Genomic DNA, 14,615 nt, shown 5'->3' with positions numbered 1-14,615 from the left:
GCGTGCAGTCTGGCCGGTGTGGATGATGCGGGCCGCCGCCTTCTGCTCCAGTCACCAGCGGTCCGGATTGCCAAGGCGATATCGAATCACCGCAGAAATGCAGAAGGGCGAGAGCAACCGCGCCCTCGCCCCTCGTTCTTGATCAGCACGTCGTGGAATACACGGTCGTTCAGGCGGCCTGAGGCTTGCCTACTCCATACAGCGAACACATCGCGGGCAGCACATCACCCGCCAGCCACGTCCGGCCTTACTCCACCGTCACGCTCTTGGCCAGGTTGCGCGGCTTGTCCACGTCGGTGCCGCGCGCCAATGCGGTGTGGTACGCCAGCAACTGCACCGGGATGGTGTGCACCACCGGGCTGAGCACGCCGGCATGGCGCGGGGTGCGGATCACGTGCACGCCTTCGGACTCGTTGAAATTGCTGTCCTGGTCGGCGAACACGAACAGCTCGCCGCCACGCGCACGCACTTCCTGCATGTTGGATTTGACCTTCTCCAGCAGGCTGTCGTTGGGCGCGATCACCACCACCGGCATGTCCTCGTCCACCAGCGCCAGCGGCCCGTGCTTGAGTTCGCCGGCCGGGTAGGCCTCGGCGTGGATGTACGAGATTTCCTTCAGTTTCAGCGCGCCTTCCAGGGCGATCGGATAATGCAGGCCACGGCCCAGGAACAGCGCACTGCTCTTGCGCGCGAAGCGCTCGGCCCACGCGGCGATCTGCGGCTCCATGTTCAACGCATGCTGCACACTGCCCGGCAGGAAACGCAGCTGCTCCAGGTAGTCCGCTTCCTGTGCGGCATCAACGCGGCCATGCAGCTTGCCCAGCACCACGGTCAGCTGGAACAGCGCGGCCAGCTGGGTGGTGAAGGCCTTGGTCGACGCCACGCCGATCTCGGCACCGGCGCGGGTGTAACAGACCAGTTCGCTGGCGCGCGGAATCGCGCTTTCCGGCACGTTGCAGATCGACAGCGTGTGCTTGTGGCCCAGCGACTTGGCGTACTTCAGCGCTTCCATCGTATCCAGCGTTTCGCCGGACTGGGAAATGGTCACGATCAGGTGCTTGGGATTGGCATACGCGGCGCGATAGCGGTACTCGCTGGCGATCTCCACGCTGCACGGCAGGCCGGCGATGGCCTCGATCCAGTAGCGCGCGGTCAGGCCCGAGTAGTAACTGGTACCGCAGGCCAGGATCTGCACGCCCTCGATGCCCGACAGCACCGCTTCGGCATTCTTGCCGAACAGTTCAGCCGGGAAGCCACCGGCGTCGATCGCCGCTTCGATGGTGTCGCCCAGTGCGCGCGGCTGCTCGTGGATTTCCTTCTGCATGAAGTGGCGGTACGGGCCCAGTTCCAGCGAGGCCAGCGAGACATCGGAGAGATGCACATCGCGATCGATCGGCTGATCGTTGCCGTCGAAGATGCTCACCCCATCACGGCGGATCTCGGCAGTGTCGCCCTCTTCCAGGAAGATCACCTTGCGCGTGGCCGACAGTACGGCCGACACATCGGACGCCACGAAGTTCTCGCCCTCGCCCAGACCCACAAGCAGCGGGCAGCCCATGCGCGCGCAGACGAAACGTTCCGGCTCGGCACGGCTGATCACGGCCAGTGCATAGGCACCAGTCAGTTCCTTGACCGTGTGCTGCAGCGCGACCAGCAGGTCATCGCCGTTCTTCAGATGGTGATGAATCAGGTGGGCGATCACTTCGGTGTCGGTCTGCGACTCGAAGGTGTAGCCCAGCGCGCGCAGCTTCTCGCGCTGTTCTTCATGGTTTTCGATGATGCCGTTGTGCACCAGCGCCACGCCATGGCTGATGTGCGGATGCGCGTTCGCCTCGGTGACACCGCCATGGGTGGCCCACCGCGTGTGGCCGATGCCGAGGCTGGCAGTGAAGCCTTCGGCCTCGGCAGCGGTGGCCATTTCAGAGACACGTCCGGTGCGGCGCACGCGGCGCACGTCAGCGCGCTCGGCATGGTCGATCACGGCGATACCGGAGGAATCGTAACCACGGTATTCCAGTCGCTTCAGTCCTTCGATCAGGACCGGCACCACATCCCGTTGGGCGATCGCACCTACGATTCCACACATGTCACGCATTTCCTTGAAGACGGTCGGCGCATTCTAGCCTGCGTGTCCGCCAGCCCCCCCTCCTGTCCGCTTAATGAAAGTGTCCGGAAAGGTGTCCGCGGACACCCGGACAGTAGTGCCGCCTCTGCAAATCATTGATGGAAAAGGAAATAAAGTTGGCACGCTGTGTGCTTTGTGTAGGGCACCACTCTGGCACCACCGACAGGCACGAACCCGATGATCCGCGACACCTCCGCCCAGGACCAGATCGTTTCCTCCGCTTCGGCCAGTGCTCCCAAGGCCGCATGGCACCGCTACCGCTGGCCGGCGCTGGCTGGCATCGCCCTGCTCGCCGGCATCGGCTGGGCCGTGCATGCCTGGTCCAACGCCAGCCGCTCGTTCGACAGCAGCCGGGTACGCGTGGCCGAAGTGCAGCGCGGCGACCTGGTGCGCGACATCGCCGCCGACGGCCGCGTGATCGCCGCCAACAGCCCGGTGCTGTATGCGATCTCCGCCGGCACCGTCGACCTGAAGGTCGTGGCAGGTGACGTGGTCAAGAAGGGCCAGGAGCTGGCGATCATCGACAGCCCCGAGCTGCGCAGCAAGCTCGCCCAGGAGGAGGCCACCCTGGCCGGTCTGGAAGCCGAGGCCAGCCGTGCCAACCTGGATGCCACCCTGGCCCGTGCCAAGTCGCGTAAGGAAACCGACCAGGCCAGCATCGAGCGCCAGGCCGCCGACCGCGACCTGCAGCGCTACCAGCGCGGCTTCGATGGCGGTGCGGTGCCGCAGATCGATCTGGCCAAGGCCCAGGACACCCTGAAGAAGGCCGACATCAGCCTGGCCAATGCCACCACCGATGCGCGGCTGCAGAGCCAGGGCGCGGATCTGGACGCACGCAACAAGCGCTTGCTGGCCGACCGCCAGAAGGCCGTGGTGGCCGAAGTGCGGCGCCAGGTCGACGCACTGACCCTGCGCGCACCGTTCGATGGCCAGGTCGGCCAAGTGCAGGCTGTTCAGTCCACCAACCTGGCCGCCAACGCGCCGGTGCTGGGCGTGGTCGACCTGTCCAAGTTCGAAGTCGAAATCAAGGTGCCGGAAAGCTTCGCGCGCGATCTGGCGATCGGCATGCCGGCGCAGTTGACCGGTGGTAATGGCCAGCCGTTCCCGGGCGAGATCAGTGCGGTGTCGCCGGAAGTGGTCAATGGCGAGGTCAACGCGCGCGTCCGCTTCGCCGCAGCCCAGCCGGAAGGCCTGCGCCAGAGCCAGCGGATGTCGGTGCGGGTGCTGCTGGATACCCGCAGGAATGTCATGAAGGTCGAGCGTGGCCCGTTCGTGGAACAGGGCAACGGCGTGGCGTACGTGATGGATGGCCGCACTGCGGTGCGCCGTCCGATCGAACTGGGCGTCAGCAGCCTGGGCGAAGTGGAAATCAAGTCGGGTGTGCAGCCGGGGGACCGCATCGTGGTCTCGGGCAGCGACCTGTTCAAGGACGCCGAACGCGTCTCCGTCAACTGACAACCCATACATCCTGGAGAGAGGACACCCCATGTACATGCTCGAAATGCGTTCGGTCGCCAAGGTCTTCCGTACCGAACAGGTGGAAACCCACGCGCTGCGTTCACTGGAACTGCAGGTCAAGGAAGGCGAGTTCGTCGCCGTCACCGGTCCGTCCGGCTCCGGCAAGACCACTTTCCTCAACATCGCCGGCCTGCTGGAAACCTTCACCAGCGGCACCTACATGCTGGATGGCCAGGACGTCAGCAAGCTTGGCGATGATGCGCGCAGCCGCCTGCGCAACCAGAAGATCGGCTTCATCTTCCAGGGCTTCAACCTGATTCCGGACCTCAACCTGTTCGACAACGTGGACGTGCCGCTGCGCTACCGCAAGATGAGTGCCGGCGAGCGCCGCGAGCGCATCGAGAAGGCACTGAGCCAGGTCGGCCTGGGCTCGCGCATGAAGCACTACCCGAACGAACTCTCCGGCGGCCAGCAGCAGCGCGCGGCGATTGCCCGTGCCCTGGCCGGCAGCCCGCGCCTGTTGCTGGCCGACGAACCGACCGGCAACCTGGACACGCAGATGGCGCGCGGGGTGATGGAACTGCTGGAGGAGATCAACGCCGCCGGCACCACCATCGTGATGGTCACCCACGACCCGGAACTGGCCGCACGCGCGCAGCGCAACGTACACATCGTCGACGGCCAGGTCACCGACCTGGTGCGCGAGCCGGTGCTGGCCACCCCGCGTCGCATCGTCGCCGTCAACGAGTGAGGGCACGACCATGTTCGCCTACTACGCCCGACTGGCGGTGCGCAGCTTCCGCCGCAACAAGGTACTGACCGCGCTGATGGTGGTGGCCATCGCGCTGGGCATCGGTGCTTCGATGACCACGCTGACCGTGTTCCATGTGCTGTCCGGCGATCCGATCCCGGACAAGAGCGACCGCCTGTTCTACGTACAGGTCGATCCGCGCCCGCGCTCGGGTTACCTGACCGGCGAAGAGCCGGAGACCCAGATGACCCGTTTCGATGCCGAAACGCTGCTGCGCGAGAAGCGTGGTGAGCGCCAGGCGATGATGAGTGCCGGCGATGTGACCGTCGAGCCGGAAGGCAGCACGTTGAAGCCGTTCAACATCGATACGCGCTGGACCTCGGCCGATTTCTTCCCGATGTTCAACGTGCCAATGCTGTATGGCCGCGCCTGGACGGCCAGCGACGATGACGGCCGCGCCCGCGTGGTGGTGCTGTCCAAGGTGATCAACGACAAGCTGTTCCAGGGTGCGGACAGTGTCGGCCGCCAGGTCCGTGTCGATGGCCATTCCCTGCGCGTGATCGGCGTGATGGACACCTGGAATCCAGAACCGCACTTCTTCGACCTGACCGTGGGCAACTACGGCCGCGAAGAGGATCTGATGATGCCGCTGTCCACCGCGATGGACCTGAAGTTCGGCAGCAACGGCAACATGAACTGCTTCCGCGACGGCGCCCCCGACGACGACAGCAATTCGATCAACGCTCCGTGTACCTGGATCCAGTACTGGGTGGAGCTTGACCCGTCCAAGGCCGAGGACTACCGCCGCTATCTGGTCAACTATTCCGACCAGCAGCGGGCTGCCGGCCGTTTCGAACGCCCTGCCAACGTGCGCCTGCGCAGCGTGATGGAGTGGCTGACCTTCAACAATGCAGTGCCCAGCGACGTGCGCCTGCAGATGTGGCTGGCGCTGGGTTTCCTCGGTGTCTGCCTGGTCAACACCGTCGGCCTGCTGCTGGCCAAGTTCCTGCGCCGCAGCGGTGAAATCGGTGTGCGTCGCGCACTGGGCGCCAGCCGCGGGCAGATCTTCCTGCAGTGCCTGGTCGAAGCGGGTGCGGTGGGCGTGGTCGGTGGCGTGCTCGGTATCGGCCTGGCGCTGCTGGGCCTGTACGCGGTACGCCAGCAGCCGGTGGACTACGCCAAGCTGGCCCACCTGGACGGCAGCATGCTGCTGCTCTCCCTCGGCCTGACCCTGCTCGCCAGCATCGCTGCCGGCTTCCTGCCCGCCTGGCGCGCGATGCAGGTCACCCCGGCCATCCAGCTCAAGTCGCAGTAAGCACGAGAACGAGGACTTCCCATGGACATCCGCCCCATCCTCAGCACCCTGCGCCGGCACAAGACCGCAGCCGCATTGATCGTGCTGGAAATCGCCCTCACCTGCGCCATCGTCTGCAATGCGCTTTTCCTGGTCACCCAGCGCGTGGAAAAGATCAGCCAGCCCAGCGGCCTGGTCGAGAACGAACTGGTGATGGTCCGGGTCAACGGCATCGGCAAGCAGACCAACGCCATGGCCCGCACCAACGAAGACCTCGCGTCGCTGCGCGCAATCCCCGGCGTGACCAACGTGACCAAGGTCAACCAGCTGCCGTTCCGCCGCAACTCGAGCAACACCAGCATCTCGCGCGAACGTGACCAGGAACGCCCCACCGCCTTCGTTTCACTGTACATGTTCAGCGAGAACGCTCTGCCGACACTGGGCCTGCAGCTGGTCGCCGGCCGCGATTTCCTGCCCAGCGAGTACATCGACTACGAGGAGGCGCAGAAGAATCCCAAGCCGGACCGCGCCGCGCCGGTGATCATCAACCAGCAGGTCGCTGCAAAGATGTACCCGGACCAGAGCGCGCTGGGCAAGACGTTCTACATGGGCAACCAGGCGCTGCATGTGGTCGGCGTGGTCGCCCACCTGGCCACCCCCACCGACTACAACGACAACAGCACCCTGTCGATGATGCTGCCGGTGCGTACCGACTTCACCCGCGGCCCGTACATGCTGCGCACTTCGCCGGAACGCCGCGATGAAGTGCTGAAGGGTGCGCTGGCCGCGCTGGAGCACAACGACCCCAACCGCCTGGTGCGCGAGAAACTGACCTACCAGGAACAGCGTGCCGACTACTTCAAGAACGACCGCTCGATGGTCGGCCTGCTGGTTACCGTGTGCATCGCGCTGCTGGTGGTCACCGCACTGGGCATCGTCGGCCTGGCCAGCTTCTGGGTGCAGCAGCGCAGCAAGCAGATCGGCATCCGTCGCGCATTGGGCGCCACCCGTGGGCAGATCCTGCGTTACTTCCAGACCGAGAACTTCCTGCTGGCCACGCTGGGCATCGTGCTGGGCATGCTGGCGGCCTATGCCATCAACCTGGCGCTGATGAACATGTACGAGCTGCCGCGCATGCCGCTGCTGTACCTGCCGCTGGGCGCGGTACTGCTGTGGATGCTGGGCCAGATCGCGGTGTTCGGCCCGGCCCGCCGTGCCGCTGCCGTGCCGCCTGCCGTCGCCACGCGGGGGGCGTGAGATGCGCGCCGGCCTGCTGCTGGTGTTGTTGGCCCTGCCGCTGCCGGTACTCGCCGGCAGCAGCAGCGCGCAGACGCTGGAGTGGCGCCAGGACGATGCGCGGCTGGCGCTGCGCTCGACCGAGGGCGTGGTGCGGGTGGATGTGGCCAGCCCGGAAGCCCGCTTCGGTGTGCGCAGCGGCGACCGCATCCTGCGCGTGGACGATTCGCCGGTGCGGCAGATCGAGCAGCTCGCCGATGCCATGCAGGCGGCATCGACGGCCACCGTCTACCTGCTGCTGCGGCGCGATGGGCGGATGCTCACCGTGCCGGTGAACGTGGCCCAGTGGCGCCCCGCGCTGACGCCGCCACCACCACCGCCGGCTCCCCCGCCTCCGCCACGGCGCTGAGGCCCGGCGGCTCCTGCGCCGCCATCGGTTTGGCTATGCTTGGTGGGTGGCGCCGAAAGCTCCGGCGTCATCCACCCTTTTCCGTGCGCGGCGCCGACGCTTTCCGGCGCTTCCCTGCCCTCCCAGAAGCCGCCGAATGCCCGCGATCCTCATCATCGACGACAACGCCAGCGTGGGAACCGCGCTGGACGTGCTGTTCTCCCTGCACGACATCGACACCCTGCTGGCGCAGAGCCCGGCCGAAGGGCTGGCGCTGCTGGAGTCGCAGGCGGTCGACCTGGTGATCCAGGACATGAATTTCAGCGAGGACACCACCTCCGGCGAGGAAGGCGAGGCGCTGTTCGCGCAGATCCGCGAACGCCACCCCGATCTGCCGGTGATCCTGCTGACGGCCTGGACCCACCTGAGCAGCGCGGTGGACCTGGTCAAGGCCGGTGCCGCCGATTACCTGGCCAAACCCTGGGATGACCGCAAGCTGCTGACCACGGTCAACAACCTGCTGGAACTGTCCGAAGCGCGGCGCGAACTGGACCAGCGACGCCAGCGCGAGCAACGCCAGCGCCATGCACTGGAAGACAAGTACGCGTTGTGCGGCGCGGTGTTCGCCGACCCCGCCAGCGAACGGGTGATCGCCCTGGCCTGCCAGGTCGCGCGTTCGGAGCTGCCGGTGCTGATCACCGGCCCCAATGGCGCGGGCAAGGAGAAGATCGCGCAGATCATCCAGGCCAACTCGCTGGTGGCCAAAGGCCCGTTCGTTGCGGTGAACTGCGGCGCCCTGCCCTCCGAACTGATCGAGGCCGAACTGTTCGGTGCCGAGGCCGGCGCCTATACCGGCGCCAACAAGGCGCGCGAAGGCAAGTTCGAGGCGGCCGACGGCGGCACGCTGTTCCTGGATGAAATCGGCAACCTGTCGCTGGGCGGGCAGATGAAGCTGCTGCGCGTGCTGGAGACCGGGCGCTTCGAACGCCTGGGCTCCAACCGTGAACGCCAGGTCAAGGTGCGCGTGGTCAGCGCGACCAATGCCGATCTGCCGGCGATGATCCGCGAAGGTACGTTCCGCGAAGACCTCTACTACCGGCTCAACACGGTGGAACTGGCGCTGCCGCCGCTGGCCGACCGCCCCGGCGACATCGTGCCGTTGGCCGAGCATTTCCTCAGCATCGGCAAGCCGCTGTCCAGCACGGCGGCCACGGCGCTGCAGCGACACCTGTGGCCGGGCAACGTGCGCGAGCTGCGCAACGTGATCCAGCGTGCCGAACTGCTGGCCACCGGCAACCGCATCGAGGTGGCCGATCTCAATCTGCCGCGTGCGCCTGCGGCACCGCGCCCGACGCCAAGCGCCGGCAATGATCCCGACCGCGCACGCATCGAAGAAGTGCTGGCGCGCAACCACGGGGTCATCGCACAGGCGGCCAACGAACTTGGACTGAGCCGGCAGGCGCTGTACCGGCGCATGGACCGTCACGGTATCCCACGCGAATGAAGCGACGCTCCTTCACCTTCCGCCTGTTCCTGCGCCTGCTGCCGGTGCTGGCGCTGGCTGCCGCGCTGCCGTGGCTGCTGGCGTACTGGATGGACCATGGCTGGGTGGTGACCACGGTCTCCACGATCATCCTGCTGTCATTGATGTGGTGGACGCTGCGCCGCGCCACCGCACCGGTGCGCTCGTTGATGCGGGCGCTGTCCGGCACCACCAGCAGCTACCGCGACGGTGAGTACAACTTCGGCGTCTACTGGCCCGGCAATGACGAACTGGGTGACCTGGTGCAGGCACACCGCGAACTGGGCGAAGTGCTGCGCGCACAACGCCAGGGCCTGGTGCAGCGCGAACTGCTGCTGGACACCATGGTGCAGAACACACCGGTGGCGATGCTGCTGATTGCGGCCGGTGGCGATGGTATTTCCCGCGTGGTGTTCTCCAACCTGGCGGCGCGCAAGCTGCTGCACGGCGGCTGGAAGCTGGAAGGCCAGCGCATGGAGGACGTACTCGAGCAGCTGCCGGTGGAGCTGCGCGATGCCATCAGCCGCGGCGGCGACAGCCTGTTCGCGGTGAAAGCTGAAAACGAAGACGGTGTGGAGGGCGACGAGGATGACGAACAGGTCTATCACCTGTCGCGGCGCGCGTTCCAGCTCAACGGCCGTCCGCATGACCTGCTGCTGGTGCGCCAGCTCACTGCCGAACTGCGCCGGCAGGAAGTACAGACCTGGAAGAAGGTGATCCGGGTGATCAGCCACGAACTCAACAACTCGCTGGCGCCGATCGCATCGCTGGCGCACTCCGGTGGCGAACTGGTCAAGCGCGAGCGCTTTGACCGGCTGCCGGAGATCTTCACCACCATCGAAGACCGCGCACGCCACCTGGAAGGCTTCATCCGCGGCTACGCGCGTTTCGCCAAGCTGCCGCAGCCGCAGCTGCAGACCGTGCACTGGGCGCCGTTCCTGTCCAGCCTGTGCCAGCAGATTCCGTTCACGATGGAGCGTGAACCCGACGAGGAGCTGAGCAGCCGGATCGACATCGCGCAGTTCGGCCAGGCCCTGCTCAACCTGCTGAAGAACGCGCACGAGGCCTGCGCCGAAGCAGATCCGCCGAACGACGACGTGCAGGTGCAGCTGACCCGGCTGCCGCAGTGGTTGCGGCTGGATGTGCTGGACCGTGGCAAGGGCATGAACGAGCAGGTGCTGCAGAATGCGCTGATGCCGTTCTATTCGACCAAGCGCAATGGCACCGGCCTGGGGCTGGCACTCACCCGCGAGATCGTCGAGGCGCACGGTGGCAGGGTATCGCTGCAGAACCGCACCGACGGCGGACTGTGTGTGTCGATCCTGTTGCCGGTGGGGTAGGTTTGTCCTTCCTTCTTCTGTTGATTGCTGAAGGTTGATCATTGTTCATGGGTGTCACTTTTCTTTTCGCGCGAAAAGAAAAGTGACACCCATGAAAGATGAGCAACCATCAGCAATCAACAGAAGAAGCAAAACTAAAGCACCCGTCGCATTGCCACCCGCAGGTGCATCGGGAACCCCAGCCCCGCTTCCTCGGCCATCACCCCTCGCAGGCCCGCGCCCCACCCTGCCTCCGGCAGCACGTTGAATCCTTCGCTGGCATAGAAAGGCGCATTCCACGGCACATCGAACAGCGTCGTCAGCACTGCGGCCGCGTAGCCACGTACCTTGGCCTCGGCCAGCGCATGGCGCAGCAGCGCTCGCCCGTAGCCACGCCGCGCGTGGCTGGGATCCACATCCATCTGCAGCACATGGAAATCACCGTCGAGCGCACCGCCCAGCAGGTAGCCGGCGATGCCGCCATCGGCGCCTTCGATGATCCACAACAGACCACGCTGCAGTCCAGCCTCCAACGTGAGCAGGTCCAGTCCATGGTCGGCGAACACCGGGTACGCCTCGTGCCCGCGCAGCAGTTCGCCCGCACGCTGTTCGATGCGGCGCAACGCGTCGAGCTCGTCGACGCGCGGTGGCCTCGGCTCAGCTCTTCTTGATGGGACGCTGCCAGCCATCGATCGTTTCCTGGCGCGCGCGCGCCACGGTCAGCTTGCCATCCGGCGCAGTGCGGGTGATGACCGAACCTGCAGCAATCGTCGCCCCTTCACCGATCAACACCGGCGCCACCAGCGAACTGTTGGAGCCGATGAAGGCGTTGTCGCCGATGGTGGTGGTCGACTTGTTCACGCCGTCGTAGTTGCAGGTGATGGTGCCCGCACCGATGTTGACCTTGCTGCCGATCACCGCATCGCCCAGGTAGGTCAGGTGGTTGGCCTTGCTGCCTACCCCCAGGGTGACCTTCTTGGTTTCCACGAAGTTGCCCACGTGCACGCCATCGGCCAGCACCGTGCCCGGGCGCAGCCGCGCGAACGGGCCGATCTGGGCCGCGCCCTCGCTGACGACGCCTTCGACATCGCAGTGCGCGCGCACTTCGGTGCCCGCGCCAAGGGTGACGTCCTTCAGCCGGGTGAACGGGCCGACGGTCACGCCATCACCGAGCACCACCTTGCCTTCAAGGATCACATCGACATCGATCATCACGTCTCTGCCGACGATCACCTCACCACGGATATCCACCCGTGCCGGATCCCGCACGCGCGCGCCCTGGATGCACAGCGCGCGCACCGCGCGTCGTTGCCAGGCGCGTTCCAGCTGCGAGAGCTGCCAGGGATCGTTCGCGCCTTCCGCGTCCTGCGCATCGGCCACCAGGGCCATCTCCGCCGGAGTGAACTCGCGGGCGGCGAAGGCGAACACATCGGTCAGGTAGTACTCGCCCTGCGCGTTGCTGTTGGACAGCTGCGACAGCCAGCGGCGCAGCGCGGTCGATTCGGCAGTGATGATGCCGGTGTTGATGATGCGCACCCGTCGCTGTTCGTCATCGGCGTCCTTCTGCTCGACGATCGCTCCCACCTTGCCTTCGGCGTCGCGCAGCACGCGACCATAGCCGGTGGGATCGTCGACATCGGCAACCAGCACCGCCAGCCGGCCCGGCTGGGCCAGCAGCTCGCGCAGGGTCTGCGCACGGATCAACGGCACATCGCCGTACAACACCAGCACCTGTGCGGCGTCGGGCACCTCCGGCATGGCCTGGGCCACGGCGTGGCCAGTACCCAGCTGCTGCGCTTGTTCAGCCCACAACAGGTCCGGCTGGTCGGCAAAATAGCTGCGCACCTGGTCCCCGCCGTGGCCGTACACCACATGGATGGCAGCCGGCTGCAGTTCGCGCGCGGTGGCGATCACATGCGCCAGCATCGGTTGCCCGGCAATCGGCTGCAGGACCTTGGGCAGCACCGATTTCATGCGCTTGCCGGCGCCAGCGGCGAGGATGATGACGTGCAGGGGTTGGGTCATGCGGGCGGTCCACGATTCGATGGCGGTGATTCTAGAACGAGGGCCGTTAACATGGAGCCCCCACCATGACCCCGGCGCCATGAGCCTGCTCCGCCAAGGCCGTTCCTATCTCATCATCGGCGTGCTGCAGCTGCTGCTGGACTGGGCGGTATTCGTCCTGGCGACGGCCGCCGGCATGCCTGCTGCGCCCGGCAACGTCTGCGGACGCGTGGCCGGCATGCTGCTGGGTTTCTGGCTCAATGGACGCATCACCTTCGCCGACGCCAACGGACAACGCCTGGGGTGGCGCCGCTTCGCGCGATTCCTGCCGCTGTGGTTGCTGCTGACCACGGCCAGCACGCTGCTGGTGGCCGCCGCCGACCATGCGCTGGGCCTGCAGGACGCCTGGCTGGCAAAGCCGCTGGTGGAAGCGGGCCTGGCGGTGGTGTCTTTCCTGCTGCTGCGCCACGTCGTGTACCGGTAACGGCGTTTCCGCTGCGTCGTCGGCACATACAAAAACGCCGGCACGTGGCCGGCGTTCCTGCTTGATGGCGCTGGACCTCAGTGCTTGAGTGTCTTTCGCAGGCGCTCCAGCGCCTGCAGCTGGACAACGGCTTCGGCCAGCTTCTGCTGGGCTTCGGCCACTTCCATCGCTTCGCCACGGTTGGCCAGGATGCGCTCGGCTTCTTCCTTGGCCTTGCGGACCGAGGCTTCGTCGATGTCCTGTGCGCGGATCGCGGTGTCGGCCAGCACGGTCACCACCTGCGGCTGCACTTCCAGGATGCCGCCGGAAATGGCGAAATCCAGCTGCTCGCCGCTCGGCGTGGTCACTACCACCTTGCCCGGCTTCAGGCGGGTGATCAGCGGTGCGTGCTTGGGCGCGATGCCCAGTTCGCCCAGCTCACCGGTGGCCACGACCAGGGTCGCTTCGCCACGGAAGATTTCCTGCTCGGCGCTGACGATGTCGCAACGGATGGTGCTCATGTAACTCTCTTCGCTAGGGGGCGGGTCGAACCCACCGCAGGGATTCCGCAGCGGTGGGCGCAGGCCCACCCCGTGTCACGGTCGGGACGGGCGTGTGCCCGTCCCTGCCGCATCAGGCCTTCTCGGCCATCTTCTTGGCCTTCTCGACCGCTTCTTCGATGCTGCCGACCATGTAGAACGCCTGCTCCGGCAGGTGGTCGTACTCGCCATCGACGATGGCCTTGAAGCCACGGATGGTGTCCTTCAGCGACACGTACTTGCCCGGCGAGCCGGTGAACACTTCGGCCACGTGGAACGGCTGGCTGAAGAAGCGCTCGATCTTGCGGGCGCGCGACACGGCCTGCTTGTCTTCTTCGGACAGTTCGTCCATGCCCAGGATGGCGATGATGTCCTTCAGTTCCTTGTACTTCTGCAGGGTCTGCTGGACGCGCTGGGCGGTGTCGTAGTGCTCGTGGCCGATGACCAGCGGGTCCATCTGGCGGCTGGTGGAATCCAGCGGATCGACCGCCGGGTAGATACCCAGCGAAGCGATCGAACGCGACAGGGTCACGGTCGAGTCCAAGTGGGCGAAGGTGGTCGCCGGCGACGGATCGGTCAAGTCATCGGCCGGCACGTAGACGGCCTGGATCGAGGTGATCGAACCATTCTTGGTCGAGGTGATGCGCTCCTGCAGGACGCCCATTTCCTCGGCCAGGGTCGGCTGGTAACCCACGGCCGACGGCATACGACCCAGCAGTGCCGACACTTCGGTACCGGCCAGGGTGTAGCGGTAGATGTTGTCGACGAACAGCAGCACGTCCTTGCCCTTGCCGTTCTCGTCCTTCTCGTCGCGGAAGTACTCGGCCATGGTCAGGCCGGTCAGGGCGACGCGCAGACGGTTGCCCGGCGGCTCGTTCATCTGGCCGTACACCATCGCGACCTTGTCCAGGACGTTGGAGTCCTTCATCTCGTGGTAGAAGTCGTTGCCCTCACGGGTACGCTCACCCACGCCGGCGAACACGGACAGACCGCTGTGCGCCTTGGCGATGTTGTTGATCAGTTCCATCATGTTGACGGTCTTGCCGACGCCGGCGCCGCCGAACAGGCCGACCTTGCCGCCCTTGGCGAACGGGCACATCAGGTCGATGACCTTGATGCCGGTTTCCAGCAGCTCGGTGGCCGGGGACTGGTCTTCGTACGACGGAGCAGCACGGTGGATTTCCCAGGTGTCGCTGGCGGCGACCGGACCGGCTTCGTCGATCGGACGGCCGAGCACGTCCATGATGCGGCCCAGGGTGCCAGCGCCGACCGGCACGGAGATGCCGCGCTCGGTGTTGGTGGCCACCAGGTTGCGCTTCAGGCCATCGGTGGAGCCCAGCGCGATGCAGCGGACCACGCCGTCACCGAGCTGCTGCTGCACTTCCAGGGTGATTTCGGTGTTGTCCACCTTCAGCGCGTGGTACACCTTCGGCACCGACTCGCGGGGGAATTCGACGTCGACGACGGCGCCGATGATCTGAACGATCTTGCCCTGACTCATTGCTGCATCCTCTAA

General features: G+C 65.9%; 12 protein-coding genes and 1 pseudogene. 8 read left to right on the top strand and 5 right to left on the bottom strand.

What is annotated here, in order from left to right:
• Nucleotides 1-247: 247 nt before the first annotated feature.
• Nucleotides 248-2,086 (bottom strand): glutamine--fructose-6-phosphate transaminase (isomerizing), encoded by a 1,839-nt coding sequence (glmS, locus tag HFK18_RS07710; RefSeq protein ID WP_180165531.1) that lies wholly within the window; start codon nt 2,084-2,086, stop codon nt 248-250.
• 216 nt (nt 2,087-2,302) lie between these two features.
• Here glmS and HFK18_RS07705 point away from each other — a divergent pair, with 216 nt between their 5' ends.
• The 7 genes and pseudogenes from HFK18_RS07705 to HFK18_RS07675 form a co-directional block, all read left to right on the top strand.
• Nucleotides 2,303-3,580: an efflux RND transporter periplasmic adaptor subunit gene (locus tag HFK18_RS07705; RefSeq protein WP_180165529.1), complete on the top strand. Its 1,278-nt coding sequence runs from the start codon at nt 2,303-2,305 to the stop codon at nt 3,578-3,580.
• 31 nt (nt 3,581-3,611) lie between these two features.
• A complete protein-coding gene (locus HFK18_RS07700; protein ID WP_032976565.1) occupies nt 3,612-4,334 on the top strand; it encodes an ABC transporter ATP-binding protein in 723 nt (240 codons plus the stop codon).
• Nucleotides 4,335-4,344: 10 nt separating this feature from the next.
• A complete protein-coding gene (locus tag HFK18_RS07695; protein ID WP_180165527.1) occupies nt 4,345-5,649 on the top strand; it encodes an ABC transporter permease in 1,305 nt (434 codons plus the stop codon).
• Nucleotides 5,650-5,670: 21 nt separating this feature from the next.
• Nucleotides 5,671-6,885 carry an FtsX-like permease family protein gene (locus HFK18_RS07690; RefSeq protein ID WP_180165525.1) on the top strand — a complete coding sequence of 405 codons (1,215 nt, stop codon included), beginning with the start codon at nt 5,671-5,673 and terminating at the stop codon, nt 6,883-6,885.
• A gap of 1 nt (nt 6,886) precedes the next feature.
• Nucleotides 6,887-7,273 (top strand): PDZ domain-containing protein, encoded by a 387-nt coding sequence (locus tag HFK18_RS07685; protein WP_180165523.1) that lies wholly within the window; start codon nt 6,887-6,889, stop codon nt 7,271-7,273.
• Between the two features lie 136 nt (nt 7,274-7,409).
• Nucleotides 7,410-8,756 (top strand): sigma-54 dependent transcriptional regulator, encoded by a 1,347-nt coding sequence (locus HFK18_RS07680; protein WP_099820581.1) that lies wholly within the window; start codon nt 7,410-7,412, stop codon nt 8,754-8,756.
• Nucleotides 8,681-10,114, top strand: a pseudogene (locus HFK18_RS07675) (ATP-binding protein); the annotation flags it as partial. The gene HFK18_RS07680 and the pseudogene HFK18_RS07675, both read left to right, overlap by 76 nt.
• A 134-nt stretch (nt 10,115-10,248) precedes the next feature.
• Here the strand turns inward: HFK18_RS07675 and HFK18_RS07670 are convergent.
• Together HFK18_RS07670 and glmU are read right to left on the bottom strand one after the other, a co-directional pair.
• Nucleotides 10,249-10,782, bottom strand: a complete 534-nt coding sequence (locus HFK18_RS07670; RefSeq protein ID WP_180165519.1) for a GNAT family N-acetyltransferase — start codon at nt 10,780-10,782, stop codon at nt 10,249-10,251.
• Nucleotides 10,751-12,118, bottom strand: a complete 1,368-nt coding sequence (gene glmU / locus HFK18_RS07665) for a bifunctional UDP-N-acetylglucosamine diphosphorylase/glucosamine-1-phosphate N-acetyltransferase GlmU (protein ID WP_180165517.1) — start codon at nt 12,116-12,118, stop codon at nt 10,751-10,753. The genes HFK18_RS07670 and glmU overlap by 32 nt, the downstream gene beginning before the upstream one ends.
• A gap of 79 nt (nt 12,119-12,197) precedes the next feature.
• Between glmU and HFK18_RS07660 the strand changes: the two genes are divergently transcribed.
• Nucleotides 12,198-12,581: a GtrA family protein gene (locus HFK18_RS07660; RefSeq protein WP_099820577.1), complete on the top strand. Its 384-nt coding sequence runs from the start codon at nt 12,198-12,200 to the stop codon at nt 12,579-12,581.
• 77 nt (nt 12,582-12,658) lie between these two features.
• Here HFK18_RS07660 and HFK18_RS07655 read toward each other — a convergent pair whose 3' ends face one another.
• Nucleotides 12,659-13,081 carry a F0F1 ATP synthase subunit epsilon gene (locus HFK18_RS07655; protein ID WP_025877355.1) on the bottom strand — a complete coding sequence of 141 codons (423 nt, stop codon included), beginning with the start codon at nt 13,079-13,081 and terminating at the stop codon, nt 12,659-12,661.
• A gap of 112 nt (nt 13,082-13,193) precedes the next feature.
• Nucleotides 13,194-14,600 (bottom strand): F0F1 ATP synthase subunit beta, encoded by a 1,407-nt coding sequence (gene atpD / locus HFK18_RS07650; protein ID WP_089237045.1) that lies wholly within the window; start codon nt 14,598-14,600, stop codon nt 13,194-13,196.
• Between the last annotated feature and the right edge of the window lie 15 nt (nt 14,601-14,615).

This window comes from Stenotrophomonas sp. SbOxS2, from assembly GCF_013416715.1.
In the GTDB taxonomy this organism is placed as follows: Bacteria; Pseudomonadota; Gammaproteobacteria; order Xanthomonadales; family Xanthomonadaceae; genus Stenotrophomonas; species Stenotrophomonas lactitubi.
The sequence above is the reverse complement of the archived record's forward strand: the minus strand, read 5'-3'. Positions and strand labels throughout refer to the sequence as shown.

Coding starts and splice junctions, on each gene's coding strand:
- HFK18_RS07695 (WP_180165527.1), top strand. CDS start 4,345: ATGTTCGCCTACTACGCCCGACTGGCGGTGCGCAGCTTCCGCCGCAAC.
- glmS (WP_180165531.1), bottom strand. CDS start 2,086: ATGTGTGGAATCGTAGGTGCGATCGCCCAACGGGATGTGGTGCCGGTC.
- HFK18_RS07700 (WP_032976565.1), top strand. CDS start 3,612: ATGTACATGCTCGAAATGCGTTCGGTCGCCAAGGTCTTCCGTACCGAA.
- glmU (WP_180165517.1), bottom strand. CDS start 12,118: ATGACCCAACCCCTGCACGTCATCATCCTCGCCGCTGGCGCCGGCAAG.
- HFK18_RS07680 (WP_099820581.1), top strand. CDS start 7,410: ATGCCCGCGATCCTCATCATCGACGACAACGCCAGCGTGGGAACCGCG.
- HFK18_RS07670 (WP_180165519.1), bottom strand. CDS start 10,782: ATGGCTGGCAGCGTCCCATCAAGAAGAGCTGAGCCGAGGCCACCGCGC.
- HFK18_RS07685 (WP_180165523.1), top strand. CDS start 6,887: ATGCGCGCCGGCCTGCTGCTGGTGTTGTTGGCCCTGCCGCTGCCGGTA.
- HFK18_RS07660 (WP_099820577.1), top strand. CDS start 12,198: ATGAGCCTGCTCCGCCAAGGCCGTTCCTATCTCATCATCGGCGTGCTG.
- HFK18_RS07705 (WP_180165529.1), top strand. CDS start 2,303: ATGATCCGCGACACCTCCGCCCAGGACCAGATCGTTTCCTCCGCTTCG.
- atpD (WP_089237045.1), bottom strand. CDS start 14,600: ATGAGTCAGGGCAAGATCGTTCAGATCATCGGCGCCGTCGTCGACGTC.
- HFK18_RS07655 (WP_025877355.1), bottom strand. CDS start 13,081: ATGAGCACCATCCGTTGCGACATCGTCAGCGCCGAGCAGGAAATCTTC.
- HFK18_RS07690 (WP_180165525.1), top strand. CDS start 5,671: ATGGACATCCGCCCCATCCTCAGCACCCTGCGCCGGCACAAGACCGCA.